Origin of the sequence: Bacillus sp. V2I10, from assembly GCF_030817055.1 — a bacterium.
GTDB lineage: Bacteria > Bacillota > Bacilli > Bacillales > Bacillaceae > Bacillus_P.
In genome coordinates this window covers 5148543-5173050 of sequence record NZ_JAUSYV010000001.1, presented here as the reverse complement: position 1 = coordinate 5173050, position 24508 = coordinate 5148543, and the positions used below count along the sequence as shown (strand labels likewise).

Annotated in this window: 26 protein-coding genes and 1 pseudogene; 14 read left to right on the top strand and 13 right to left on the bottom strand. The window is 40.5% G+C overall.

Features of this window, described 5'->3' with window-relative positions:
• Nucleotides 1-107: 107 nt before the first annotated feature.
• The 3 genes from QFZ72_RS26100 to QFZ72_RS26090 all read left to right on the top strand — a co-directional run bounded on the left by QFZ72_RS26100 (nucleotide 108) and on the right by QFZ72_RS26090 (nucleotide 3261).
• A complete protein-coding gene (locus QFZ72_RS26100) occupies nucleotides 108-722 on the top strand; it encodes a flavodoxin family protein (RefSeq protein WP_307439128.1) in 615 nt (204 codons plus the stop codon).
• Nucleotides 723-741: 19 nt separating this feature from the next.
• Nucleotides 742-1128: a VOC family protein gene (locus QFZ72_RS26095; protein ID WP_307439126.1), complete on the top strand. Its 387-nt coding sequence runs from the start codon at nucleotides 742-744 to the stop codon at nucleotides 1126-1128.
• 228 nt (nucleotides 1129-1356) lie between these two features.
• Nucleotides 1357-3261 carry an ABC-F family ATP-binding cassette domain-containing protein gene (locus QFZ72_RS26090; RefSeq protein ID WP_307439124.1) on the top strand — a complete coding sequence of 635 codons (1905 nt, stop codon included), beginning with the start codon at nucleotides 1357-1359 and terminating at the stop codon, nucleotides 3259-3261.
• A gap of 49 nt (nucleotides 3262-3310) precedes the next feature.
• Here the strand turns inward: QFZ72_RS26090 and QFZ72_RS26085 are convergent, their stop codons facing one another.
• The 4 genes from QFZ72_RS26085 to QFZ72_RS26070 all read right to left on the bottom strand — a co-directional run bounded on the left by QFZ72_RS26085 (nucleotide 3311) and on the right by QFZ72_RS26070 (nucleotide 6334).
• On the bottom strand, nucleotides 3311-3436 hold the full coding sequence (locus QFZ72_RS26085; protein WP_275976734.1) for a hypothetical protein: 126 nt from the start codon (nucleotides 3434-3436) through the stop codon (nucleotides 3311-3313).
• A gap of 97 nt (nucleotides 3437-3533) precedes the next feature.
• On the bottom strand, nucleotides 3534-4313 hold the full coding sequence (locus QFZ72_RS26080; protein ID WP_307439121.1) for an SDR family oxidoreductase: 780 nt from the start codon (nucleotides 4311-4313) through the stop codon (nucleotides 3534-3536).
• A 333-nt stretch (nucleotides 4314-4646) separates the two neighbouring features.
• On the bottom strand, nucleotides 4647-6134 hold the full coding sequence (locus QFZ72_RS26075; RefSeq protein WP_307440021.1) for a sodium:solute symporter family protein: 1488 nt from the start codon (nucleotides 6132-6134) through the stop codon (nucleotides 4647-4649).
• Nucleotides 6134-6334: a DUF3311 domain-containing protein gene (locus QFZ72_RS26070; RefSeq protein WP_307439120.1), complete on the bottom strand. Its 201-nt coding sequence runs from the start codon at nucleotides 6332-6334 to the stop codon at nucleotides 6134-6136. The genes QFZ72_RS26075 and QFZ72_RS26070 overlap by 1 nt, the downstream gene beginning before the upstream one ends.
• 239 nt (nucleotides 6335-6573) lie before the next feature.
• On the opposite strand from QFZ72_RS26070, the gene QFZ72_RS26065 reads away from it, so the two are divergent.
• The 7 genes and pseudogenes from QFZ72_RS26065 (at nucleotide 6574) to QFZ72_RS29665 (ending at nucleotide 11537) form a co-directional block, all read left to right on the top strand.
• Entirely contained in the window at nucleotides 6574-6927 is a 354-nt protein-coding gene (locus QFZ72_RS26065) for a lmo0954 family membrane protein (RefSeq protein WP_307439118.1), read from the top strand.
• Between the two features lie 21 nt (nucleotides 6928-6948).
• Nucleotides 6949-7593, top strand: coding sequence for a PspA/IM30 family protein (locus QFZ72_RS26060; protein ID WP_307439116.1), 645 nt, complete (start codon nucleotides 6949-6951; stop codon nucleotides 7591-7593).
• A gap of 77 nt (nucleotides 7594-7670) precedes the next feature.
• Nucleotides 7671-8402, top strand: a complete 732-nt coding sequence (liaF, locus tag QFZ72_RS26055; protein WP_307439114.1) for a cell wall-active antibiotics response protein LiaF — start codon at nucleotides 7671-7673, stop codon at nucleotides 8400-8402.
• Nucleotides 8399-9439 (top strand): sensor histidine kinase, encoded by a 1041-nt coding sequence (locus QFZ72_RS26050; protein WP_307439112.1) that lies wholly within the window; start codon nucleotides 8399-8401, stop codon nucleotides 9437-9439. Before liaF ends, QFZ72_RS26050 begins: the two co-directional genes overlap by 4 nt.
• Entirely contained in the window at nucleotides 9432-10064 is a 633-nt protein-coding gene (locus QFZ72_RS26045) for a response regulator transcription factor (protein WP_307439110.1), read from the top strand. Before QFZ72_RS26050 ends, QFZ72_RS26045 begins: the two co-directional genes overlap by 8 nt.
• Before the next feature lie 165 nt (nucleotides 10065-10229).
• Nucleotides 10230-10769, top strand: a pseudogene (locus QFZ72_RS29670) (protoglobin domain-containing protein); the annotation flags it as partial.
• Nucleotides 10770-10772: 3 nt separating this feature from the next.
• A complete protein-coding gene (locus QFZ72_RS29665) occupies nucleotides 10773-11537 on the top strand; it encodes a methyl-accepting chemotaxis protein (RefSeq protein ID WP_373464720.1) in 765 nt (254 codons plus the stop codon).
• A 78-nt stretch (nucleotides 11538-11615) separates the two neighbouring features.
• On the opposite strand, the gene QFZ72_RS26035 is transcribed toward QFZ72_RS29665, so the two are convergent.
• The 9 genes from QFZ72_RS26035 to QFZ72_RS25995 all read right to left on the bottom strand — a co-directional run bounded on the left by QFZ72_RS26035 (nucleotide 11616) and on the right by QFZ72_RS25995 (nucleotide 19809).
• Entirely contained in the window at nucleotides 11616-12173 is a 558-nt protein-coding gene (locus QFZ72_RS26035) for a bifunctional transcriptional activator/DNA repair enzyme AdaA (RefSeq protein WP_307439107.1), read from the bottom strand.
• A gap of 22 nt (nucleotides 12174-12195) precedes the next feature.
• The gene (locus QFZ72_RS26030; protein WP_307439105.1) at nucleotides 12196-12966 is read right to left on the bottom strand and encodes an isocitrate lyase/PEP mutase family protein; all 771 of its coding nucleotides are present in this window, start codon (nucleotides 12964-12966) and stop codon (nucleotides 12196-12198) included.
• A 145-nt stretch (nucleotides 12967-13111) separates the two neighbouring features.
• Nucleotides 13112-14425, bottom strand: a complete 1314-nt coding sequence (locus QFZ72_RS26025; RefSeq protein WP_307439103.1) for a sodium:solute symporter family transporter — start codon at nucleotides 14423-14425, stop codon at nucleotides 13112-13114.
• 2 nt (nucleotides 14426-14427) lie between these two features.
• Entirely contained in the window at nucleotides 14428-15114 is a 687-nt protein-coding gene (locus tag QFZ72_RS26020; RefSeq protein WP_307439102.1) for a response regulator transcription factor, read from the bottom strand.
• A gap of 2 nt (nucleotides 15115-15116) precedes the next feature.
• Complete coding sequence (locus tag QFZ72_RS26015; RefSeq protein ID WP_307439100.1) at nucleotides 15117-15899, bottom strand: sensor histidine kinase; 783 nt, start codon at nucleotides 15897-15899, stop codon at nucleotides 15117-15119.
• Nucleotides 15900-15964: 65 nt separating this feature from the next.
• On the bottom strand, nucleotides 15965-16948 hold the full coding sequence (locus QFZ72_RS26010) for an ABC transporter ATP-binding protein (RefSeq protein ID WP_307439097.1): 984 nt from the start codon (nucleotides 16946-16948) through the stop codon (nucleotides 15965-15967).
• Nucleotides 16945-17949 (bottom strand): ABC transporter ATP-binding protein, encoded by a 1005-nt coding sequence (locus QFZ72_RS26005; protein WP_307439096.1) that lies wholly within the window; start codon nucleotides 17947-17949, stop codon nucleotides 16945-16947. Before QFZ72_RS26005 ends, QFZ72_RS26010 begins: the two co-directional genes overlap by 4 nt.
• Nucleotides 17950-17961: 12 nt before the next feature.
• A complete protein-coding gene (locus QFZ72_RS26000; protein ID WP_307439094.1) occupies nucleotides 17962-18882 on the bottom strand; it encodes an ABC transporter permease in 921 nt (306 codons plus the stop codon).
• Between the two features lie 18 nt (nucleotides 18883-18900).
• The gene (locus QFZ72_RS25995; RefSeq protein WP_373464643.1) at nucleotides 18901-19809 is read right to left on the bottom strand and encodes an ABC transporter permease; all 909 of its coding nucleotides are present in this window, start codon (nucleotides 19807-19809) and stop codon (nucleotides 18901-18903) included.
• 187 nt (nucleotides 19810-19996) lie between these two features.
• Here QFZ72_RS25995 and QFZ72_RS25990 point away from each other — a divergent pair, with 187 nt between their 5' ends.
• The 4 genes from QFZ72_RS25990 to QFZ72_RS29660 all read left to right on the top strand — a co-directional run bounded on the left by QFZ72_RS25990 (nucleotide 19997) and on the right by QFZ72_RS29660 (nucleotide 24412).
• The gene (locus QFZ72_RS25990) at nucleotides 19997-21580 is read left to right on the top strand and encodes a glutathione ABC transporter substrate-binding protein (protein WP_307439090.1); all 1584 of its coding nucleotides are present in this window, start codon (nucleotides 19997-19999) and stop codon (nucleotides 21578-21580) included.
• A gap of 84 nt (nucleotides 21581-21664) precedes the next feature.
• A complete protein-coding gene (locus tag QFZ72_RS25985; protein WP_307439088.1) occupies nucleotides 21665-22924 on the top strand; it encodes an amidohydrolase family protein in 1260 nt (419 codons plus the stop codon).
• Complete coding sequence (locus QFZ72_RS25980; RefSeq protein WP_307439086.1) at nucleotides 22896-24134, top strand: amidohydrolase; 1239 nt, start codon at nucleotides 22896-22898, stop codon at nucleotides 24132-24134. The genes QFZ72_RS25985 and QFZ72_RS25980 overlap by 29 nt, the downstream gene beginning before the upstream one ends.
• Nucleotides 24131-24412, top strand: coding sequence for an EamA family transporter (locus QFZ72_RS29660; protein ID WP_373464642.1), 282 nt, complete (start codon nucleotides 24131-24133; stop codon nucleotides 24410-24412). Before QFZ72_RS25980 ends, QFZ72_RS29660 begins: the two co-directional genes overlap by 4 nt.
• Nucleotides 24413-24508 lie beyond the last annotated feature (96 nt).

Here is a 24508-nt window from a genome sequence, read left to right as displayed (position 1 = left end):
TAAATATCAGAGGCCTCCCAAGCAGCATCGGGAGGCTTTTTATGTTTGATGGAATAAGAAAAAGGCAAATAGATTACTATAAATGAAACCAAAAAGGAGACTAAATCATGCTGAAAGCTCTCTATTTGAATTGTTCTTTAAAAAAAGGAAACGAACCCTCCAACACAGAATCCTTAATGAGACAATCTCAAAAACATTTGCAGAATGAAGATGTTCAAACAGAAGAATTGCGAATTGCGGACTACAATATTGCATATGGCATGTCAGAAGATATGGGCAGGGGCGATGATTGGCCGCTGATTTTGAAAAAAATAGCCGATGCTGATATCGTTGTGGTCGGAACTCCACTGTGGCTTGGAGAAAAGAGCAGCATTGCTTCTCTTGTTATGGAAAGACTTTACGCATCAAGCAGTGAAACGAATGAAAAAGGACAGTCTATTTATTATAATAAGGTTGGGGGCGTTGCTGTAACAGGCAATGAAGATGGCGCGAAGGAAGCAGCCCGTTCCATTTTATACGGCCTGCAGCATATCGGATTTCTTATCCCGCCTAATGTGGATGTGTATTGGGTTGGAGAAGCCGGGCCGGGACCTTCCTACATGGAAGCGGGAAAAGAAAATGCGTTTACGATTAAGAATACGAGAACAATGAGCTTAAATTTAGTTCACATGGCGAGACTCCTGGCCAAGCATCCAATTCCAGCAGAAGGAAATACATTATAATAGCAATGGAGTGTGTATGATGATAATCAATGAATCCATTCAGCATGTCAGCCTGGCAGTGACAAATCTTGAGATGGCAAAGCATTTTTATGAAAATGTATTATGCTTAAAAGAAATCGAAAGACCGCCTTTTGATTCTGATGGCGCGTGGTATGAAATCGGCTCACAGCAAATTCATCTAATTGTTGATGAAGAATCGCAAACACTGAGAAAGAATTATACCCTGAATTCCAGAGAAGGACATCTTGCATTGAGGATTGCCGAATATCAAACTGCTGTTGATTGGCTTATTTCACATCATATTGAATATCGGGAAGACAAAAATGGAGTGAGCGGTTTTGATCAAATATACTGCTGTGATCCAGACGGGAATTTAATCGAGCTGAATGTTGAACAAAATAAGTAAGAGAGAGGGATCATGTGTCTCTCTTTTTTTATGGAAAAAGGCTGAGTTCGACATTTCCTTGGAAATAAATCAGGTTATTTGCGGATTCCTGTAGAAAAAGGATGAGAAGTTTATCGGGATTTATCCAAGCTTGTCAGTCACATAGGAATGGAAAATATCTTATGCTAGTTTTTGTGCATCTAACTGCTGTACAATATAATGAAACATTATATAAGGGCGGATAAATAAATGAGCATTCTTTCTGTAGAGAATTTATATAAAACATATGGCGAAAAGACTTTGTTTGATCATATTTCATTTTCAATTGCTGAAAGGCAGAGAATTGGATTAATCGGGACAAACGGGACAGGGAAATCAACCCTTTTGAAATATCTTTCAGGACTAGAGACTGTTGAAGAAGGAAAAATGATTCATGCCAATTCGTTTCATATTGAATACCTTCCGCAGCAGCCTGTGCTTGAGGAAGAATTGACAGTCCTTGAACAGATCTATTACGGGGATTCCTTGATCATGCGGGCAATGCGTGATTATGAGCTTGCTCTTTCAGAACTGGAAGCAGATCCGTCTAATGAAAAAAAACAGTCCAAGCTTCTTTCAATGCAGCAAAAAATGGATGAAAACGACGCGTGGGAAGCGAGTACGGTTGCCAAAACCGTTTTGACCCGTCTCGGCATTTCCGACTTTGCAAGGCCAGTAAGGCTTTTATCCGGCGGTCAAAAGAAACGTGTTGCAATTGCAAAAGCTTTGATTCAGCCAGCAGATCTGCTGATTCTGGATGAGCCTACAAACCATCTGGATAATGAAACGATCGAATGGCTTGAGACTTTTTTAGCACAATACAAAGGCTCTATTCTTCTCGTGACCCATGATCGTTATTTCCTTAACCGGGTAACAAACCAAATTTTCGAATTAGAAAATGGCAAGCTGTATGTTTATGAGGGAAACTATGAAGTATTTCTTGAGAAAAAAGCAGAGCGTGAATTCAATGCCGAGCAGTCTGAAAGCAAGCGCCAAAATCTGCTGCGCAGAGAGCTTGCCTGGCTGAGACGCGGCGCTAAAGCCCGGACAACAAAACAAAAAGCACGCATTGGACGTGTGGAAGACCTTCAGGATCAGGAAGGACCGGCAGCAAAACATAGCGTTGATTTTGCCATCGGGTCAACAAGACTTGGAAAAAAAGTAATTGAGCTTGAAGGTGTTTCAAAAGCTTTTCAGGACCGTACCTTAATGACAAATGTAGATTATCTCGTGGTTCCCGGGGAGAGACTTGGAATCATCGGACCTAATGGAAGCGGGAAATCGACACTATTAAACATCATTGCAGGACGCATTCAGCCTGACAGCGGCAAGGTTGAAATTGGCGAAACCGTCAAAATCGGCTATTATACTCAGGATCATGAGGCAATGGATGAAGATTTGCGCGTCGTTGAATATATAAAAGAAGTCGCGGAAGTTGTGCAGACAGTTGATCATCAAACGATTACAGCAGAGCAAATGCTTGAGCGCTTCATGTTTCCAAGATCGATGCAGTGGACATACATCCGCAAGCTATCAGGCGGAGAGCGCCGCAGATTGTATTTGCTCAAGGTATTAATGCAGGAGCCAAACGTTCTCTTTCTTGATGAGCCTACAAATGACTTAGACACTCAAACACTCAGCGTCCTCGAGGATTATCTTGATCAATTCCCTGGCGTTGTCGTCACTGTTTCCCATGATCGCTATTTTCTTGACCGTGTAGTGGATCATCTCCTTGTTTTTGAAGGCAGCGGCAAGGTTCTCCGATTCCAGGGAAGCTATTCAGATTACATGGAAACAAGAAAAAGAATGAAGGAAGCTGAAAGTGCAGCACCAGCTCCTAAAGTTCAGGAAACGGCGGCAGCTCCGAAGCAGAGAAAAAAACTCTCCTATAAAGAGCAGCAAGAATGGGACGTTATTGAAGATAAGATTGCGGAACTGGAAGAAAAAAGAGAAGATCTTGAAGGCCAAATCGCTTCAAGCGGCAGTGATTACGGGAAAATTCAGCAGCTGATGGAGCAGCAGCAGGCTATTGATGCGGAGCTTGAAGCAACAATGGAGCGCTGGGAAGAACTCTCGCTTATGGTTGAAGAAATAGAAAATGCGAAGCAGCAATAAGTATAAGCAAACAGCCCGGAAAAATTTTCTTTTCGGGCTGTTTGCTTGCTTATTTTTTCAAATCTTTTTTCGTTTCTTCACTTCGGATGTTGATTTCTTTTGAGAATTCAGTATCCTGCTTCTTGTTGTTGGGATATTTGTTCTTCGATTCACGATTATCGTTGCGGTTAGTCAAGGTTAACCCTCCTTTAGTACAGATTAGAGGTTTATTTTGGTCCAAATCAGGCATTTTTATCCGAAAAAAACACCTTCTGTTTAGAAGGTGCTGCAGGTTAAAGCAATGATTCTGCTCCATCAATATAGACTTCTGTGCCAGTAATATGACTGGATAAATCGGATGCAAGAAAATAAACTAGATCTGCCACTTGTTCAGGCGAGCCTGCTTTCTTTTCTAAAGGCTGCTCACCCTCTGGAAACTCGACTGGAATCTCTACCTTTTTTATGTTTTCTTCTTCTGCAAAGGTATTGCTGCCGATGTTTGTTTCAATGGCTCCAGGACAGATCATATTGACGCGGATTTTATAACCTGCAAGCTCCAGGGCAGCCATTTTTCCAAATCCGACCTGGCCTATTTTTGACGTGCTGTAAGCTGACCGGCCAAATCCTCTGTATAAGCGGTTGCCATTAATAGAGCTGGTAATGATAATGCTTCCGCCTTTTTCTTTCATATACGGAATCGCATATTTGACACTCAGAAATGTACTCCTTAAATTCGTGTTGATTGTTTGATCCCAGTCCTCTGGAGTAAGATCCTCAATCGGGGTCCATCTGCCGTTGATCCCCGCGTTTGCAAACACGATATCGATTTGCCCCCACGTGCTGATGACTTTTTTGTAGCTGCTCTCCATTCGTTTTGCATCGGATACATCACACTCAATAATGATGGCCTCTCCGTTTTTTGCTTCAATCGCAGATTTCACTTTTTTGGCATTTTCCTCTTTTATGTCCAAAAGAGCTATTTTTGCTCCCTGTTCTGCAAGTTTTATCGCGGCAGCTTCACCAATGCCGGAGCTTGCGCCAGTAACAATCGCTACTTTACCAGATAAATTCATAATGGGGACAGCCTCCTTAATATTGCACTTTTCTTTTTATTATCCCCTTATTGCCAATTAAGGAAACCACTTTATTAAAAGGGCTGTGACCGGCTGTTTTTTGTATGGAATATCGGATAGTGCCCGATAAAAATAGGGAATCCGGATATAAACAGAAAAAAGCCGGATAAATTCAACACAGTGAAGATCTCTCCATTAATACCGTTGTGTTATCTGATTTCACAGCATGCACCTTCTGCATTTCAAACGCATTGGGAACGAAGTGAAATCCAATTCTTTGTAAAGGTAATAAAACAAAAAACAGGTACATCTCTTGGATGTACCTGTTTTTTGTTAAGCGCCTTTTCTGATAGGTTCATGCTGCTTTTTATCCTTAAAAAGGAAATGGGCAACATGGTTTGTTTTTGCTGAAAAAATCGGATTTAAGATGAATAGAGTTAAGAAGTTAGCTGATAATCCCCAGAAACCTTCATAAACTCCAAACGAAAGGCCTGTTCCATATACTGTGAATGTTACCACGAGTCCTACGATGAGACCGATAATGGTTGCTTCCTTCGTCTGCTTTTGCCAAAAGAGGCTGAGCACGATGGCAGGGAAAATCTGAACCATTCCTGATACCCCAAGCAGCTGCAGGGATACTAGAGCAGTCGGAAATAATAATCCAAAGATTAAGGCTAATCCGATTACTAGAAAAACCATGCTTCTTGTAATCATTGTCAGCTTTGCCGGTTTTACCCGGGGATTAATTAAATCTCTATAGATATTATTAGCGAATAAATTCGATGCGCCAATTGCCATAATGGAGCATGGAATGAGAGAAGCAAGGGCAATTGTTGAATAAGCGAGGCCCTGTGCAACACCGCCATAGGATGTCTGAATCAGCGTCAGCAGTGCAAAACGAGGATCCGTATCTCCCGGCAGAACAAGAAAAGCAATGAATCCTATGAAGATGACAAGAATTAAAACGACATTATATAAAGGCAAAAATATGGAATTCTTACGGATGGCATCTGCGCTTCTTGCTGTAAATACACCTGTAGCAGCATGAGCCCACATAAACAGGGCAAGAGACGAGACGACTGCCGCACTTGAGAACCACATCAGCCCTTTTGGTCCTGATTCAGGGATTGTTAAAAGCTGCGGAGCCTCTGTCACTACTTTATCGATCATCGGTGTCCATCCCCCGAAGTGAATAATTGGAAGAGATGCAACCATGAAAAGCATAATGGCCCATACAAGAACATCTTTAATAATGGCTGTGTATGTTGGACCTTTGATTCCACTGAAGAAAGTATACAGTGCAACTAAGAAAAAAGAGGTAATAACAACGACGGTTACATTGATATATCCAGTTCCGGCAACACGCAATGTGTCCATAATACCGCTGAGCTGCAAATCAATATAAGGAATCAGCATAAGTACGCCGACGATGGCAATTAACGACGAAAGCAGCTTGCTGTCAAAGCGTTCGCGTGCATAATCGGCGAGTGTTGTCAGCTGAAATTCTTTTGCCACCTTCCAGAGCTTCGGAAGGAAAAAATAAGCGATAAAGTACGCGAGCACCGAATAAGGAATCGCGAAAAAGGCAATGCTCCCGGCCTGAAATGCTGTACTGGTCAAACCAAGAAAGGTATAAGCGGTGTATAGATCAGCACCTACTAAAAACCAGACAAGCAGTCCTCCAAATTTTCTGCCTCCAACTGACCACTCTTCAACAGAGCTTCTCGATGCTTTATCACGTCCGGCTATAAATCCAATTAATACAACCGTTAAAATGATGAAAATCGTAATACTTAGTGCTGTCACATTTCCCTGCTGCATCATTCATGACCTCCCTGATTCTTTTGGATTTTAAAGATTCCCCACGTACATAAAGGAGTCAGGGCAATCCATAGGAAGAGCCAAAAGTGAAGGAACGGCAACCCGAGTATGATCGGATCGATCCTGTTTACGAAAGGAAGCAAGATAACCTGTAATAATGGGATAAAAATAAGTAATCCAATAAAATATTGCTTTTTCACTAAAATGCCTCCTGTAGTTACATAGTTGAATGTTCATTATGATAACAAGGAAAGAAGTATTGGACAAGAGGGAATTTTTAAAATTATATAAAAATTTAATATATTAGGCGAAATCTTGTTGAATCATGCCAGTCTCATGGACTGCTACGCCTCAAGTCTGAGTTCAAAATAAAGCTCAGGCTCGTTATGAGAAAATCGCAGGGAAGGTAGGATAGAGATATAGAAAGGAGGAACAGAAAATGAAAAAATTCGGTTTATTGATCGCAGGGGGAATTGCAGCCATAGTCCTGCTTGCAAATCTTGCCCCAATGCTGGCACTGGCCATCAGCCTGGTTATCCTTTATTACTCGTATAAAGGATTCATGAAGACTGATTCAACTGGAATGAAAGTTTTCTGGGCAATCGCCGGAATCATTGCCTTATGTGCGTCGGCATCAAATCTTCCAGCCGTACTTGGTGCAGTCGCAGCTTACATCCTTTATGTTGTCTATAAGAAATGGAATAAGAAAGAAAAGACTGCTTTTAAAGAAGAATCAAACGACCCATTCACAAATTTTGAAAGACAATGGGCAGAAATGAAAAAAAATCAATAATTGAAAGAGGAGAGGTAAAAAATGAGTAATTTGTTTACAAGAATTAAGGAAACAATCACGGCAGATTTTCACGAAATTCTAGATCAAAAAGAGAAAAAAAACCCAATCTCTTTGCTGAATCAATACTTAAGAGAATGCGAGCAGGAAACTGATAAGGTCCGAAAGCTTGTGGAAAGACAGTATTTATTAAAAGAAGAATTCACACGCGAATATAAGCAGGCAGAGCACCTTACTGAAAAACGCAAGCGCCAGGCAGAAATTGCGGCACAGGCCGGCGAGACAGAACTGCATGAATTTGCAGTGAGAGAACATGAACAGTATCAGGAGCGTACAGTAAGACTGAGCGAATCCCTAAAAGAAGTGACTCGTCAATTAGAGGATCTTGAACGCAAGTATGAAGAAATGAAGCATAAACTAAAGGACATGTATATCAAGCGCATGGAACTGATGGGCCGTGAAAATACAGCACGCGCCACTCACCGCATGAACAAAGTATTAGACAGCAGCAGCTATTCAGCAGGTTCGTATGGCCGCTTTGATGAGATGGAAAACTATCTTGAGCGCTTAGAGCATCAGGTCAATACAGGCTATCACCGCAATACAATTGATGGCAGAATTGCACAGCTTGAAAAAGAACTTAAAAAAGAAGATTCTATTGCACAATAAAAACATGGTATTCTAAAGAAGGCGTAGATTTCTGCGCCTTTTTAAAACAAAATTGGGACGGAAGGAGGTAAGCCCATATGCTCAAAAAAGCGAACGCTGATATGATGACGTATATTTTACTCATTGGAATCGTGCTGCTTATGCTTGAAGTCCTATTTGATCATGGAGGGCTTATCTTTTTTCTGTTTTTCTCATCAATCTGCATATATCTTGGGAAAAAACGCCTTGCCAGGAAAACGGGAAAACTTCTCTTTTGGTTTGGCTTAATTAGTTTGGTTATCACGGTCATGAATTTATGGGCAGTAAAATTTTTGATTTTCGCTTTCGCCATTTATTTATTGTTTCAATACAGGCAGTCTAAAAAAAAGCCAGCCGTTATTACACCTGAAATAAAAGAATCCATTTCTCTGCAAAAAGAAGATGTTGTTTATAAGAAACCACTGTTCGGCAACAACGTTTTTGGCCAGCAGACTTCTGCAGAAGAAATCTATGAATGGAATGATATTAATATCCAAAGCGGAATCGGAGACACGATCATCGATCTCAGCAACACCGTATTGCCGAAGGAAGAATGCATCATTGTCATCCGGAATGTCATCGGAAATGTGAAAATCCTTCTCCCTTATGAGCTTGATGCAGCTTTTCAGCATTCTTCATGGGCCGGAGCTGTATCCATCTTTGAACATCGTGAGCCAAAGGTTTTTAATCAGGTTGTTTCGTATCAGACAAAAGGCTACGAGGATGCCGTGCAAAAGGTAAAAGTGGTGACATCTTCGATAGTTGGTGATCTAGAGGTGAAAAGGATATGAGCAGCATTTTTCGGCAAATGGCGTTAGGTGCAGCCATTTCTTTTTCCGTTCTCATCTTCTTATCTGCCAGTTTTTTTGTTATGTTTCCGCTTGATGACTGGAGCATTTTATGGGAAAGCGAAATGCTGGATCTTCCTTTTATCTATTTCGTTCCTGCAGTCAGTCTTTTAATTGGCTTGTTTCTCGGCTTTCTCTCGGGGATTTTTCTGCGAAGCGATATTGCACAGCTGTCGGATGGACTTTCACAGCTGGAGCAGGGAAAGTATGTAGATGGCGCTTTTAGCCGAAAGTCAGGAGAGTTTGAAAAAATCTGGATTCATCTGCGCAATCTTCAAAAGCACATGACAGAGCAAACAAAGCTTTCTCAAAAGCTTGCAAATGAAAAAGCGGAAGAGCAGGAAAAGCGCATTCAAAAAATTGTTTCAGAAGAGCGCAACAGGCTTGCAAGGGAGCTTCATGATTCTGTCAGTCAGCAGCTTTTTGCCGCATCCATGATGATGTCGGCAGTCAATGAATCAGCTGATCATCGCAGTGAGGCAGAAAATAAACAATTAAGCATGGTCGAGCAGATGATTCATCAATCTCAGCTGGAAATGAGGGCTCTTCTTTTGCATCTCAGACCGGCCGCCCTAAAGGGGAAAACGCTTCATGAAGGGATGCAGGAGCTGTTAGAAGAGCTGCAGCAGAAGGTTCCGATGGAGATCTCATGGAAAATGGAAGAGATGAAGCTTGATAAAGGAATTGAAGATCACCTTTTCCGCATTCTGCAGGAATCTGTTTCAAATACACTGCGCCATTCAAAAGCAGAAACACTTGAAGTGCTTTTTATTCAACGGGATGAACTGATTTTGCTTAGAGTGATGGATGATGGAGTAGGATTTAAAGTAGATGCAGCTAAGACAGGAAGCTATGGTCTGCAGAATATGCACGAACGTGCAGCACTGCTTGGAGGCACGATGAAAATAGTGAGCTTCCCCGGAAAAGGAACGAAGCTTGAGGTTAAAATACCAATTGTAAGGGGTGAGAATAATGATTAAAGTTTTATTTGTAGATGATCATGAAATGGTGCGGATTGGTGTGTCATCCTATTTAGCCGCTCAAAGCGACATCGAAGTAGTCGGTGAAGCTGATAACGGCTTTAAAGCAATCGAACTTGCGCTCGAGCTCCGGCCTGACATTATCTTAATGGATCTTGTCATGGAAGGAATGGACGGGATTGAATCGACCAGACAAATCATCGAGAACTGGCCGGAAGCCAAAATCATTATTGTCACAAGCTTTTTGGACGATGAAAAAGTATATCCTGCTCTAGAAGCAGGTGCGACAAGCTATATGCTGAAAACATCTAAAGCAAGCGAAATCGCAAATGCAGTCCGGAATACCTTTCATGGACAATCTGTTCTTGAACCAGAGGTCACTGGGAAAATGATGATGAAAATGCGTCAAAAACCTGTTCATAACCCTCATGATGAGCTGACCGCCAGGGAAATGGAGATTCTGCTGCTCGTTGCAGAAGGAAAAACGAATCAGGAAATTGCAGATGAGTTATTTATAGCATTAAAAACAGTGAAAACACATGTAAGCAATATCTTAAGCAAGCTTGGCGTGCAAGACCGCACACAAGCCGTTATTTATGCATTTAAGCATTCCCTTGTACAATAAGGCTTGCAGGGATACATAGAGTGAGGACAAAGTGCAGATCGCAAAAGATTTGTGCTTTTTTTTTGCAGACAATAAAAAGATTTGGGACTTTAGTTTTATCTTTTTATGCCGATAGTAAGGATAGAATGTCATTTTTATAACTAATTGAAAATAAGGGGTACGAGCATGCTGACACTATTCTCAAAAAAACAGACGGCAGAACCATTTAATCCGGTCATGGGGTTTCCTGATAATAAACATATAGTATTTGTTGAAGATAAAGAATTGTCTTCGAGGCTTGCTTACATGGGTTATACCAATGAACAGCTCGAAACATTAAAAGAACTGAACCCTGTTGTTATGCCGCTGCTTGATGAGATCCTTGAAACAGTGCTGAATCACTTATATAAACAGCCTGTATTAAGCAGGATTGATATGGATCATTCGACCAGAGCGCGCTTAAAATCAGTGTTTGCTGATTATTTTAAAAGTCTGCTGAGCGGTGAAATGGATGAACGATTTTTTGAGATGAGATACCGTATCGGCGGAACGCATAACAGTGCTCACTTGCCTGTTACATGGTTTTTGGCGACATACTCGGCATTCAGCTCCCTGCTGATTCCAAAAGTCATTCAGGTGCTTCAAAATGAGCCTCAAAAACTCTCTGTGGCCCTGCTGGCTATTACACATGCCATAAATCTGGATTCACAGCTTGTAGTTGATCAATATATGCAAAAAAGAATGAATGAGCTGAATGATCTGAATGAAGAAAATGTAAACCTTCAACGGGAGCTGTCTTCCATCAGCCAGGAAATGGCCGCATCTGTTCAACTTACAGACTCTACTATGAACGATACAAGCTCAAAGGCCGAACAAATCCGGGAAGAAATTCAATCAACTCAAAAGAGCAGCAAAAACCTCCTGAATTTGACGAACAAGAACGAAGAACAGATGGACGAAATGGTTTCAGCGTTTGGAGAGGTTATTGAAAAAGTGGAAAACTCTCTTGAAGGCATCGGCAACCTTAAAGGCATTTCAGATCAAATTACGAGAATGACGAAAGAAATTGAAGGCATTGCAGATCAAACGAATTTACTGGCACTAAATGCATCAATTGAAGCTGCACGGGCAGGGGATCATGGAAAAGGCTTTGCTGTTGTAGCTAGTGAAGTCAGAAAGCTTGCGGAAGATTCTAAAAGAACGAGCAACGAGATAAACTCATTAATATCAAACAGCAATAAGCATATGGATACGATTGTCTCTATCATGAGTTCGATGAACGATTCAACTCAAACCTCTCAATCTCAAATTGCACAAGTTAGAAGCGGTCTGGTAACTGTAAAAATGGAGATGGAGAATTACACGGAAATGTTTGGGCGGAATAAAGTGGATTTGGACGCAATTGTTGATTCCATTCAAGAAATTAATAAAACGACTGAAAGCTTATCGGAACTGGCCAACGTTTTACTGCAAAAAGCGGAGAAACAGCTATAAATTCCATTCGTATCTATTCACTCAAAAGGCTTTACCTGAAAAAGGCAGAGCCTTTTGATTTTGGTTCCTTCAAGCTCTTTAGCTGGAAAGGTTTCGATATTCACTTGGCGAACAATTTTTCAAGCGGCGAAATACCTTGTAAAAATTTGAAGGACTTTGGAACCCAGTCTCAAAGCAAATATCCAGATTATTTTTGTCTGTGTTTATCAGAAGATGAACGGCCTTGTCGACTCTTATTTTTTCTAAATAGGTTCGTGGAGTTTCAGCCGTTTCCAGTTTGAACAGCCGTTCGAGATAAAACGTACTTACCCCGGCATGAGCTGCAATATCCTGTAATTGGAGCTTTTGATTATAATTGTTTACCAGGAAAGCAATAACCTTTCTGACAAGTGCAATATGTGGAGAGTGATCTATTTCTGGCTGACATCTCTTGCAAGCACGAAATCCGGCTTGTTCTGCACTTATTAGGTCATTGTAAAATTCAACATTTATTTTTTTAGGCTTTCTGGATCGGCAAGAAGGACGGCAATAGATTTTAGTTGTTTTCACTGCCGTAAAAAATAACCCATCATATGTTTGATCACAAGCAATGATTTTCTCCCATTTTTCTTCAAAAGAAAGGTTGACATCCGGCATGATAGAGCACCCCGCATCCAGGTTATTTCTCATATAAGTGTGCAGTATCGCTATACTCTAATAAGTGAGCTGCATTCATTTCTAATAAAGAGATCATTTTGTCCGATAGCGCATTTCCGAAGCTGAAGCGTTTAACTCCTAATTCTTTAAGCTTATTACAATTCGTTAGCCCGGGTAAAGATAAAATATTTAGCGGGGCGTTTACATGAAAGACAATTTCTTTTATTTCTTCATCTACTGACAAACCGGGAACGAAAATTCCGCTGGCTCCGCTTTCTGCGTATGCCTTTGCCCGATCGATTGTTTCCAAAAGTGGATGTTCCTTTTGAAGATACGTATCGATTCGGGCATTAATATAAAATCCTTCAAAGCCGGCACGATCTAACTCTGTTCTCATCTTTGACAATAAGCGGCTGTGCTGCTCAACTTCTTTAAGCCCCTTTTGTTTCTTCAGTGAATCCTCAATGTTAATACCTGCGACACCTGCATCAGCTGTTCTTAACACATTAGAAACGATTGTATCTATGTCTCCTCCATAGCCAGCCTCAATGTCTGCAGATACGGGGATTTTAACAGAAACCGCAATCAATTTAATCATCTTTAAATGACTATCAAAATCAATGTTTTCACCATCTGCAAATCCAAGGGAACGGGCAATTCCAAAGCTTGTCGTGCCAATTGCCTTAAACCCTGCTTTTTCAAGTGCCAAAGCAGACAGGTGGTCCCAGGCATTGCCTAAAAATAATAAATCTTCTGTTGAGTGGAGCTCATTAAACGTATTTATTTTGTTCATTTTACAGCCTCCTAATGTTTTGGATGTTCCAATTTTAACAAGGAAACTGGATCCATTTCGTCCTCATTCTTGCTGTTATGGTCTATTTGGAAAAATCATTCAAAACACAACTCGGGTATGGGAAAGGATAGAGAGCGGCTTATTCTCAGCCAGTTCCGCGATATAAATACTTTGCCTGATTTCCCATAAGATATAAAAAGACCAATATACTTGCCGTGACAAAGCTAATCCAGATAGAGGCAATAGACGATTGATAAAAAAGAGCTGCCGTCCCCGCCGCCCAGCCAGCTAATGAGCAATATGGCAGGTAAGCAGGAATTTCCTTGCGATAGAAAATGACTGCCGCCATTGTTGGGATAATGGATGCATAGACTTGCCCAAAAAAGAAAATAAGCTCAAGTAAACTGGGAGACAGGAATGAACTAATAGCAAACAGTGCCAGAGAGAGAACACCTGCAGCGATGTAAGAATTTTTCAGCTGGGTACGTTCGTTCCAATTGAATTTGATAGTAAGAATATTTCGGACTATCATAATTGCCGTTGAATGCAGTTCTGCAGCTACTGTAGAGGCGAGAGCACTAAAACAGCACCCGATAAATAGCGCTAATAAAAATAATGAGTCCATTTTATCGATGAGCTTGAACAGAACGGAGTAGAGGTTTTCATAACCTTCACTGAAAATAGCTATAACAATCATTCCGGAAAAGGCAATGGGGATAGTTGCCCAAATGATACCCGACATCATGAAGGTCGTTCTGATTTTCTTTTTTTCAATAAGATAGAGTCGCTGCCAGCTTGCTCTATCAATCAAGACCTGCCCAAATCCAATTAATAGAGCAGTCAGGACAAAGGGGGTGACAGAACTGTTTTTGAGAAATAATAAGTAGGGATGATAGAGATGAAGGCCATCATAAACAGGAAAAATCCCTTCTTGGATAAAAAAATAAACGGGTATAAGAATAATAGCAGCAAAAATAAGGGAAATATGTACCCCCTCAAATTGATGGATTTTCTTCATGCCGCCTATTCCTCCAAGTAAAAAGCAGTAAACAAAAAAAATGAACAGCCCAGCAAAAACAGGAATGTCAAACAGCAAATGAAGCAATATACCTGCTCCAAGGGACTGGATAAAAAGGGAGTCAACACTTGTAATCAATAAAACTATCATCACAAACCAGTAGGAATTCCCCTTGAGCCTTGTCGTTAAGACATCGCCAATTGTCATGGCATCTGGAAACCGTTCTCGTATGATAGGGGCGATCCAGCCAAAAGAAAAGAGCGCAAAGGCTCCCATTAATGCGTAGCCCACCCCTCCTAAAAGTCCATATTTAACAAGCGTTTCCGGTGATGAAAGAATGGTATTGCCTGTAATCCATCTCGCTAAAAGAGAAACGACGCCATATGCAATCCCAAATTTAATGCCTCCTTGAATATAATGTTGATAGACTCCCTGCTTCATAGTTAAACCTTCTCTCTTAGCCTGTATTCTCTCGGTGATAAACCAGTCTGTTTTTTAAATAAAACGCTAAAATAATGCTGGCTGTTAAATCCGCACTCTTCTGAAATAGAAGATATGGATTTCTCTGAATCCTGCAGTAATTGTTTCGCCATTTCAATTCGATACTCATTTAGATATTCAGAGAAACTGATTTTCATTTCTTCGTGAAACTTCCTGCTTAAATAGGCACTGTTGATATGGATTTGATTCGCCAGAAAGGAGAGGGAGAGTTTTTGGCTATATTGTTCATGGATAATATTTATTGCTTCTTGAATGATGTGTGATTGAACATCCGAATGCTGATAGTTCTCTAATATCTTGCACAGCTCTTCTTCAATAATCGGCTTGGTAATATAATCTTTTGCTCCTAAACGAATGGAAGCCTGCGCATAATCAAACGATTGAAAAGCCGTTACCATCACGATGTCCAGTTTTTTTTGACTTTTTAATTCAAGACCAAGATCAATGCCGGATTTACCTGGCAGCTGAATATCCAGAAGAGCAAGTGATATAGGATGTTCATGAATCACTTTTAGTGCTTTAGATGCATCGATTGCTTTATGAATTGTCCAATAAGGAAATCGGTGCTGAATGATATATTCGAGTTGTTCTAATTCAAGGGGTTCATCATCGACTAGTAGGATATGCATGTCTAACTCTCCTTTAGGAAATTATAGCGATCTTCTATCAATAATTTTGGCCAGAGAGTTTGAACGTTTGTCCCATGCTCTTCTTGCTGCAGTTTAAGATAGGTCTGTTTTAGCGGAAACAGCATTTGCAGCCTTTTTTGAATATTCAATAGGCCTAAGCCTATTTCATCGTCTTCCTGATAAGATGCGCAATCAACATCAGGAGAAGAGGTATTCCATACATCTAATTGAATATGTTCGTTTTCTTCTCTAATAGAGATGATTAATTTGACATTGCCGGGTGTCTTTTCTAATCCATGTTTAAAAGAATTCTCAACAAGAGTCTGCAATAAAAAAGGGGGGATAAGGGCGCTTAAAACCTCATTCTCTGTCTTCCATATGATTTCAAGTCTTTCTCTGAAGCGGATTTTTTGAATATCCAGATAGTACTGTGTGTATCTTGCTTCCTCTTCAATCGTGATGAAAGGTTCTGTTTCTTTGTATTTGAATTTTAAGTACTTAGAGAGAACTTCGATGGAAGAAATCAGTTCTTCTCTTCTGTTTAATCTTGCTAAACTAAGGATGACATTCAGTGTATTAAAAAAGAAATGCGGCTGTATTTGACGGCTAAGCTGATTGTATTTTGCTTCTTGAAGCTCCTGTTTCAGCATTAACTCTGTTTTTTCCTTTTTTAATTGATCTAATCTTTTCTCAAAAATGAATAAGAACAATAAGCTAAAAGCCCCAAGTAAAGGGGCTAAAACACAAATCATGATATAGAAGGAAAAGGACTCAAGTGTAATCATTGTTGGACTCCCTGAACTAATTATGTATCTATTCTAGTAGAAAAAGAAGATTCTGAAAACACCTATTAAACGTAATGACAGCGGGAAAAATGACCATCGTTGCCAATCATAGGGGGGAGTTCAGCTATACATAGATCTGTTGCTAAAGGACAGCGAGTATGGAATTTGCATCCAGACGGCGGATTAAAAGGAGAAGGGACATCTCCTTTTAAAATGATTCTCTCTTTTTTCTTTACTGAAATGTCTGCCACTGGAATTGCTGATAGTAAAGCTTTTGTATAGGGATGCTGCGGCTCCTGAAACAATTGGTGTTTTGAGCCTGTCTCCACAAGCTTCCCTAAATACATGACCATCACCCGATCAGAAATATGTCTTACCACACTAAGATCGTGTGAGATAAATAGGTACGTTAATTGCAGCTCTTTTTGAAGCCGTTTTAATAAATTCAAAATCTGTGCTTGAATGGAAACATCGAGAGCAGAGACGGCTTCATCACAAATGATGATTTTTGGGTTAACTGCAAGCGCACGGGCGATGCCGATTCTTTGTCTTTGGCCACCGCTGAATTCATGGGGTAAACGGTCTAATGAAGCAAGAGGAAGACCGACATAATCTAAGAGCTCTTTCATTCTTGGCTCTTGCTGTGATGGCGGAAGCACCTTCTGAATAGTCATCGCTTCTTTCAACATTTTTCTTACGGTTTGACGCGGGTTTAACGATGCATATGGATCCTGAAAGATAACTTGAATATCACCTCTCATTTTTCTTAAGTCTCTTTTAGATAGACTGGTTAGGTCAATGCCATTATATTTAACGACTCCCTCAGTTGGTTTATCCAGCTGCAGGATGGCACGGCCGGTAGTTGATTTTCCGCATCCGGATTCCCCAACAATACTTAATGTTTCTCCTTCATATAGGGTGAAGCTGATGTCATCAACTGCTTTTACTTCCTGTTTGGGCTGAAACAGAGATTCACGTTTAACAGGAAAGTATTGCTTGAGTCCGCTGATTTCTAATAATGGCCTTTTTACTGCTATCGCTTCTGTCATTTTGCTTTCACTCCTTTTCTTTGTGAGTCTGGGGTATAAAGGAAACAGCGAATTTGGCTGCCATCTTCTAAAATAGCAAGTGATGGTTCCTCCTCATGGCATTGCGCTGTTGCTGACGGACATCGAGGGGAAAAATGGCATCCTTTTGGCATATCGTATGGGGATGGGACATTGCCTTTCATTGTTTGTAATTCTTCCTGATCTTCATGTAATTTGGGCAGAGAGGACATTAGACCGATTGTGTATGGGTGTTTTGGTTTATTAAAGAGCTGTTCAGTTGTACTGTATTCAACGATCTGTCCTGCGTACATAACTGCAACTTTGTCACATAATTCAGCAACAACACCAAGATCATGAGTGATAAAAATAATGCCCATATTTAATTTCTTTTGAAGATCTTTCATTAATTCCAGGATTTGCGCTTGTATAGTTACATCAAGTGCTGTAGTCGGTTCGTCTGCAATTAATATCTCCGGATTACAAGCCAGAGCCATTGCAATCATTACCCGCTGCCGCATTCCTCCGCTTAACTGAAATGGCTCCTGTTTTGCCCGTTTATCAGGAGAAGGTATCCCAACGAGATCCAGCATCTCAACAGCTTTTTTCCACGAGGCCTTTTTGGACAGCTTTTGATGAACCCGTATCGCTTCAGCAATTTGTTCTCCAACCGGTATAACTGGATTTAAAGAGGTCATTGGTTCTTGGAAAATCATCGAAATTTGATTTCCTCTCATCTGACGCAGCTCTTTCTCAGACATTTGTAAAATATCTTTCCCTTTAAAGTTAATTGTTCCATCAACAATTTTCCCCGGGGGAGAAGGGATAAGACGAAGGATGGAAAGCGATGTCATACTTTTTCCACAGCCTGATTCTCCGACAATCCCAAGGGTTTCCCCTTCATGCAAAACAAAATCAATGCCATCGACAGCTTTGGTTACGCCCTTTTTTGATGAAAAATAGGTTTTGAGATTATTTACTTTCAGCACAACTTTGTTATTCATACCAGATCACTCCTAATTTAGCTCGATTCGTTTATTAAAGAATCGATATAAAATATCAACAAATAAGTTAACAAAAACGAAGACGAGGGAGGCAATGAGAACGCCGCCTTGTACCATTGGCAAATCCCGCATGCGTATGGAATCTACGATCATACGCCCGAGACCGTTAATGGCAAAAACGGATTCGATCAAAACCGTTCCGCCAAGTAAAGCCCCAAATTGAAGCCCTACTACAGTGATAACTGGTATTAGAGCATTACGAAGTGCATGTTTATAAATAATGACGTATCCTTTTAGACCTTTCGCTTGAGCCGTGCGGATATAATCCTTTCGCACAACTTCGAGCATACTCGAGCGGGTCATTCTGGCTACGATTGCAGCGCCGCCTAACCCAAGGGTAAAGGCAGGTAAAATAATGTGGAGGATACTGTCCCATCCTGCAACAGGCAATAGGTGCAGTTTAACGGAGAAAACATACATTAAAAGCATTCCAAGCCAGAAGCTTGGAAGAGAAATCCCTAATAAGGCCACAATCATGACAGTAATATCAGTGGGAGAGTATGGTCTTACTGCCGAGATAATACCTGCTGCCATTCCAAGGACAATGGTAATCATAATGCTGTAGAACGCTAATTCAATTGTAATGGGCAGTCTTGCAAGGACCTCTTGAAGGACAGGCTGCTGACTTTTTAACGAGGTTCCCAAGTCTCCTTGAAAGACATTTAGGATATAATCGCCATATTGCATGTATAGAGGTCCATTGAGACCTAATTCTTCTCGTATTTGATTGATTGTTTCTTTCGATGCACCTTCACCTGCAAGTAATACTGCTGGATCCCCTGGCACCATCTGCATAATTAGAAATACAACGAGTGTTACTCCAAATATGACTGGGATTATTTCCAGTAATCTTCGAAAAAGATAAAATATCATGATTTCTCCTCCTGTTCATTATGATTTTAGCCGCGGATCCAAAGCATCACGCAATCCGTCTCCAAATAAGTTGAACCCGAGAACAAGAACGGAAATGGCTAGTCCTGGGAATAATGCGATATATGGAGCACTGAACAGAAAATCTCTGCCGCTGGAAAGCATCGTTCCCCATTCGGGTGAGGGGGGCTGAGCTCCCAAGCCTAAGAAAGAAAGGCCTGCGGCTGAAAGAATAGCTGTTGCTAATCGCAATGTTCCTTGAATAATAATAGGTGATAGGATATTCGGCAGGATGTGCTTAAAAATAATTGTCCCATCATTTGCTCCCAATGAACGAATGGCGTCGATATATTCGAGTTTTTTTATTTCCATAGTAGAGCCTCTCACTACCCTTGCGAATAATGGAACTGAAAATATTCCAACAGCAATCATGACATTTACTAGACTGGGTCCTAGCGCACTGATAATGGCAAGTGCTAACAGAATTCCAGGGAAAGCGAGCATAACATCTAAAATCCTGCTGATCATTGTATCTACCCAGCCGCCATAAAATCCTGCTGCAAGTCCCATGATGATTCCGAAAAATGCACCAAATGATACTGCAGCAAATCCGATTCCCATGGATAATCTTGAACCATAGAGGATTCTTGCCATAATATCCCTTCCTTTATCATCTGTTCCCATCCAATGCTCAAAGCTCGGCTGCTGGAGCTTTTTGTCTAATTGAATTTCAAATGGATCATGTGCAGCAAGCAGCGGAGCAAAAAGGGCAATTAAAATATAAAAAAGGATAATCGCCCCGCCGACTACGGCTGCTTTGTTTTTAGAAAAGGGTTCCCAAAATCGCAGTAATCCTTCGCTGAACAGTGATGGGCCAGGTTCAGCATAGCTTTTTTGTACCTCTTTGGCCTTTAGTTCTGTGGTCATCATGTGTCCCCCTCATTAAATTTTTTTTTGTGTAACCTAAAGATAGTGGAAGCAGAAAGAAAAAAATAGACAATCTTTTAGAATTGTCAAAATAGTAAAAAAACAAGTAAAGATATTGCAAAAAATTCTGTGATTTCTTTTTTATAATGCAAATAAGCCTTGCAAACATAAAAAAGGAAGAAGGGGAAAAATGAGTCATTCAAGAAAGCTTAAGAAGAGTATGAAAGGTCTTATGGTTCTATTCATCATCATGTCGATGCTTTTGGTGCAAGCATGTTCTACTGGCAGTACTGGTAATGAAACAGCATCAAGTGATGAAAGCGGTAAGAAGAGTGGAGGAGTTCTCAAGGTCGTTCGACTATCTGATGCCACCAATCTAGATCCTCATTTTATTACGGATATTCCCTCAGCAAATGTTTTATATCAAAAGGTATATGAAACATTGGTCACATTTGATAAGGACATGAAAATTGTTCCCGGATTGGCTAAAAGCTGGGAACAGACTGATGATACTACATGGGAATTCACTTTAAATGAAGGGATTACATTCCACGACACTTCCAAGTTTAATGCAATTGCTGTAAAGAAAACCTTGGATCGTTTGATAGATCCAAAGACAGGATCCCCTCAAAAGGATAAGCTCGGCATGATTAAGGAAGTGACCGTTCTTGATGAGAACAAGGTTCAAATCAAACTTAGTACTCCATATGCCCCTCTCCTTTCGATTTTAGCCAGTAATGAAGGGAGTATTATAAGTCCCAAAGCAATAGAAGAAAGTTCAGATACCTTATCGAAAAAACCAGTTGGAACTGGACCATTTAAATTTGAATCCTGGAAATCAGGCGAGTCTATTACCCTTGTGAAAAATGATAAATACTGGGGAGAGAAACCGCTTATTGATGGTATTGAATTTGAAGTCGTTCCAGAGGATTCTACCCGGATTGCGATGGTTGAAACAGGGGAAGCTCATATCAATGATCAGGTGCCTGTAACGGAAATTGATAGAATTAATAACTCAGAAACTCTTAACCTCTATCGGACAGAAGGACTGGCCGTTGAATACATTGGATTTAATACACAAAAAGCTCCTTTTGATAATGTGAAGGTACGCCAAGCGATTTCTTCTGCCATTGAAAGAGAAGCGATAATAAAAGGGGTTTACAATGGGGCAGGAACATTAGCCAATGCGGCAATGAGCCCAAAAGTATTCGGATACAGCAAAGAAATAAAGCCGTACGAGTATGACCCAAATAAAGCAAAAGATTTGCTGAAAGAATCCGGTTTCAAAGACGGATTGGAGTTAACGTTAATAACAAGTGATCGTAAAGAGAGAATTAATATGGCAGAGGTCATCCAGTCACAGTTAAAAGGGATTGGCGTTAAAGTAAATATTCAAGTATTAGAGTATGGAGCCTATATTGAAGCGGTGGATAAAGGTGAACAAGACATGTTTATTGGAGGGTGGGGAAATGCCACAGGAGATGGAGATTATAATCAGTATAACTTGTTCCACTCCGACTCTCATGGTTCACCGGGAAATCATTTCTACTATACGAACAAAAAAGTCGATCAGCTCATTGAACAAGCCAGAAAAGAAACAGACCCAGAAGTGAGAAAAAAGCTTTATGAGGAAGCGATGGCCATCGAAATGGACGATGCTGTGTACATTCCAATTAGAAACTACGAGCACATGGCCATATATAACAACGAAGTAAATGACTTCTGGCTTAATGCTGTTAACTATTTAATGGTAAATGACGTTACGCTAGAGTAAGAGGAATAGGTGGCTCAGGCGAAAAAGAGCTCTGGGTCACCATCCGTGGTTAATAGAAAAAATCAATATGGGAGGAACTTTATAGTGAATACATTTTGGCTGAAAAATGTCAGGCTTGAAACGGGATTTAAAAAAGAAAATGGCGCAGTTACCGGGACCGTTGCACAAGAGTTCCATTTGAAAATAGAAAATGGAAAACTAACGTCCATGACAGCAGATGAAAGCGAGATCAACAATTCTTTACCTGTTGTTGATGCAAAAGGAAAGCTCATGCTGCCATCTTTTCGTGAAATGCACATTCATATTGATAAAACGTATTATAGCGGGCCATGGAAAGCGTGCCGTCCTATTACAAATGGCATTTTCACCAGAATAGAGGAAGAAAAGGAATTGCTTCCTAAACAATTTCCATTTGCTCAAAGACGCGCAGAGAAAATGATTGAGCTGCTGCTGCAAAATGGCCATACACATATCAGAACACACTGTAATGTTGAACCTACATCTGGCCTGAAAAATCTTGAAGTAACAGTAAGTGCGCTAGAAAAATATAAAAAATTTATAACCTATGAAATTGTTGCCTTCCCTCAGCATGGGTTATTGCGAAGTGGCTCTGTGCAATTAATTAGAGATGCAATGAAAAATGGAGCAACACATGTAGGCGGAGTGGATCCAGCGACAATCGACCGAAATATTGAACAATCTTTATGGACAACATTTGATATTGCGGCAGAACACAATGCAGGTATAGATATTCATCTCCATGAACCGAATTCATTAGGAGCCTTTACTTTTGAACGTCTTGCTGATTTTACGAAAGAAGCCAAAATGAAGGGGAAAGTGACAATCAGTCATGCTATTGCACTGGGTGATCTAGAAGGTCAGCCTCTCTTAGATATTATGAATGTATTAAAAGAACAAGAAATTGATATTACAACTACTGTTCCGATAAATCGTCCTACTATTCCAATTCCTGCATTAGATCAACATGGATTAAAAGTATCTGTTGGCCACGACAGTCTTACTGATCATTGGTCTCCATTTGGAACTGGGGATACAGTGGAAAAATTAAGTATTTTAGCGGAACGTTTCCGTTATATTGATGAATTTTCATTAAATAGATCTTGGAAATATGCCTCAGGAGGTGTCACTCCTCTTAATGATGCAGGTGAACAAGTTTGGCCGAAAGTCGGGGACCCGGCAGACTTTATTTTAGTGGATGCAAGCTGTTCAGCTGAAGCTGTAGCAAGAAGAGCACGAATTGAATCTGTCTATAAGAATGGGAATAAAGCAGATCAATCTTGCTTAGAAAGGAATGATGAACTTGAAATGGCTGAAGAACGTTAAATTAGAGGTGGGAAATCAGCTTAACGAAGATGGACTTATTGAAACGAAAACAGATCTATTCCATATTGGGATTAAAGAGGGAAAAATTAAGGAGCGGCTGCACCATACTGAAAGGATCTCAGAACAGGCAGAAGTGATTGATGCAAACGGATTACTTGCAATTCCAACCTTCAAAGAAATGCATAATCATTTGGACAAAACCTATCTATCATTGGATTGGAAGGCTTGCAAGCCAGTAAAGAATCTAAATGAACGGCTCCACTTTGAAGCGCAGGAACTAAAAGAACTTGCACCAACGACGAAGCAAAGAGCAATGAGCATGATTGAAATGATCTTATCCAAAGGCTCAACCCACATCAGAACGCATGTAAACATTGATCCTTACATTGGTCTGAAAAATTTAGAAGGTGTTCTTGAAGCACTTGAGGAGTTCAAAGGAGTAATTACCGCTGATGTCATTGCTTTTCCACAGCATGGATTACTGAGAGATGATGTTCCGCAGTTGATGAGAAAAGCGATGAGAAATGGAGCTACAATGGTCGGAGGCCTGGACCCTGCTGGAATCGACCGCTCGATTGAGAAATCATTATATGAAACTATGGAAATTGCTGCAGAGTTTAACGCAGACGTTGATATTCATTTACACGATGGAGGAAACGCTGGGGTCTACACAATAGATAAGTGGATGGATTACGTTGAAGAAGCGAACTGGCAGAACCGCTCTGCTATCAGCCATGCTTTCTGTATCGGAGAGGTTCCTGAAGTTCAGCAAAAAGCACTTGCAGAACGCTTAAGGGAAAATGGTGTCTCTATTATGTCAACCATTCCTCTTACAAAATCTTTACCGCCAATCGAGCTTTTAGATGCTCATGGCGTAGATGTCCACTTTGGCTGTGATGGTTTTTATGATTCATGGAGTCCTCATGGGAATGGAGATGTGCTTGAGAAGGTTCAAAAATATGCCCAAATTAGCCGCAGAATTGATGAGGTGTCGCTTCGGAGCACGTTAAAGTGGGCAACGGGAGGCGTAACCGCGTTAACAAATAAAGGAGAATATCTTTGGCCGAAAGCTGAAGATCGAGCAAATTTCATTTTCATAGAGGCTGCTTCCTCAGCAGAAGTAGTTGCAAGACGTCCAGATCGGAAAGCCATCATGATAAATGGGGAAATTGTATACGGCACGTTAAGTAAATTAGAGTATTCAGTATGAAGCATATTCTTAAGACAAAGCCCATGTTTATCTATATGGGCCTTCTTTTTTGTGTCATTTGCTGGGGCAGCAATTTTATCTTTGGAGCAATCCTGGTAAACTATTTCCGTCCAATAGAAATTGCATTCATACGGATCCTTTTCATCAATCTCTTTTTAATAATCATATTGTTTAATGTTGTTACAGCTCAGCGACCACTTAAAAGGGCTGTCATATTTCTTATGATGATCGGATTAATTGGGGTTACATTAAATCATTGGAGTTTCTTGCAAGTTTAACCAAAGCAGACCCTGTTACAGCGGCACTTATATTAGCGACTGCACCCATTTTCACCACGTTTATTAACTATTTATTATTTTAAATACTGAAAAAAA

What these genes read in the sequence shown, in the direction of transcription:
- QFZ72_RS26100 (WP_307439128.1), top strand. Translation starts at nt 108, where the DNA reads ATGCTGAAAGCTCTCTATTTGAATTGTTCTTTAAAAAAAGGAAACGAA.
- QFZ72_RS26095 (WP_307439126.1), top strand. Translation starts at nt 742, where the DNA reads ATGATAATCAATGAATCCATTCAGCATGTCAGCCTGGCAGTGACAAAT.
- QFZ72_RS26090 (WP_307439124.1), top strand. Translation starts at nt 1,357, where the DNA reads ATGAGCATTCTTTCTGTAGAGAATTTATATAAAACATATGGCGAAAAG.
- QFZ72_RS26080 (WP_307439121.1), bottom strand. Translation starts at nt 4,313, where the DNA reads ATGAATTTATCTGGTAAAGTAGCGATTGTTACTGGCGCAAGCTCCGGC.
- QFZ72_RS26075 (WP_307440021.1), bottom strand. Translation starts at nt 6,134, where the DNA reads ATGCAGCAGGGAAATGTGACAGCACTAAGTATTACGATTTTCATCATT.
- QFZ72_RS26065 (WP_307439118.1), top strand. Translation starts at nt 6,574, where the DNA reads ATGAAAAAATTCGGTTTATTGATCGCAGGGGGAATTGCAGCCATAGTC.
- QFZ72_RS26060 (WP_307439116.1), top strand. Translation starts at nt 6,949, where the DNA reads ATGAGTAATTTGTTTACAAGAATTAAGGAAACAATCACGGCAGATTTT.
- liaF (WP_307439114.1), top strand. Translation starts at nt 7,671, where the DNA reads ATGCTCAAAAAAGCGAACGCTGATATGATGACGTATATTTTACTCATT.
- QFZ72_RS26050 (WP_307439112.1), top strand. Translation starts at nt 8,399, where the DNA reads ATGAGCAGCATTTTTCGGCAAATGGCGTTAGGTGCAGCCATTTCTTTT.
- QFZ72_RS26045 (WP_307439110.1), top strand. Translation starts at nt 9,432, where the DNA reads ATGATTAAAGTTTTATTTGTAGATGATCATGAAATGGTGCGGATTGGT.
- QFZ72_RS29665 (WP_373464720.1), top strand. Translation starts at nt 10,773, where the DNA reads ATGCAAAAAAGAATGAATGAGCTGAATGATCTGAATGAAGAAAATGTA.
- QFZ72_RS26035 (WP_307439107.1), bottom strand. Translation starts at nt 12,173, where the DNA reads ATGCCGGATGTCAACCTTTCTTTTGAAGAAAAATGGGAGAAAATCATT.
- QFZ72_RS26030 (WP_307439105.1), bottom strand. Translation starts at nt 12,966, where the DNA reads ATGAACAAAATAAATACGTTTAATGAGCTCCACTCAACAGAAGATTTA.
- QFZ72_RS26025 (WP_307439103.1), bottom strand. Translation starts at nt 14,425, where the DNA reads ATGAAGCAGGGAGTCTATCAACATTATATTCAAGGAGGCATTAAATTT.
- QFZ72_RS26020 (WP_307439102.1), bottom strand. Translation starts at nt 15,114, where the DNA reads ATGCATATCCTACTAGTCGATGATGAACCCCTTGAATTAGAACAACTC.
- QFZ72_RS26015 (WP_307439100.1), bottom strand. Translation starts at nt 15,899, where the DNA reads ATGATTACACTTGAGTCCTTTTCCTTCTATATCATGATTTGTGTTTTA.
- QFZ72_RS26010 (WP_307439097.1), bottom strand. Translation starts at nt 16,948, where the DNA reads ATGACAGAAGCGATAGCAGTAAAAAGGCCATTATTAGAAATCAGCGGA.
- QFZ72_RS26005 (WP_307439096.1), bottom strand. Translation starts at nt 17,949, where the DNA reads ATGAATAACAAAGTTGTGCTGAAAGTAAATAATCTCAAAACCTATTTT.
- QFZ72_RS26000 (WP_307439094.1), bottom strand. Translation starts at nt 18,882, where the DNA reads ATGATATTTTATCTTTTTCGAAGATTACTGGAAATAATCCCAGTCATA.
- QFZ72_RS25995 (WP_373464643.1), bottom strand. Translation starts at nt 19,809, where the DNA reads ATGATGACCACAGAACTAAAGGCCAAAGAGGTACAAAAAAGCTATGCT.
- QFZ72_RS25990 (WP_307439090.1), top strand. Translation starts at nt 19,997, where the DNA reads ATGAGTCATTCAAGAAAGCTTAAGAAGAGTATGAAAGGTCTTATGGTT.
- QFZ72_RS25980 (WP_307439086.1), top strand. Translation starts at nt 22,896, where the DNA reads ATGAACTTGAAATGGCTGAAGAACGTTAAATTAGAGGTGGGAAATCAG.
- QFZ72_RS29660 (WP_373464642.1), top strand. Translation starts at nt 24,131, where the DNA reads ATGAAGCATATTCTTAAGACAAAGCCCATGTTTATCTATATGGGCCTT.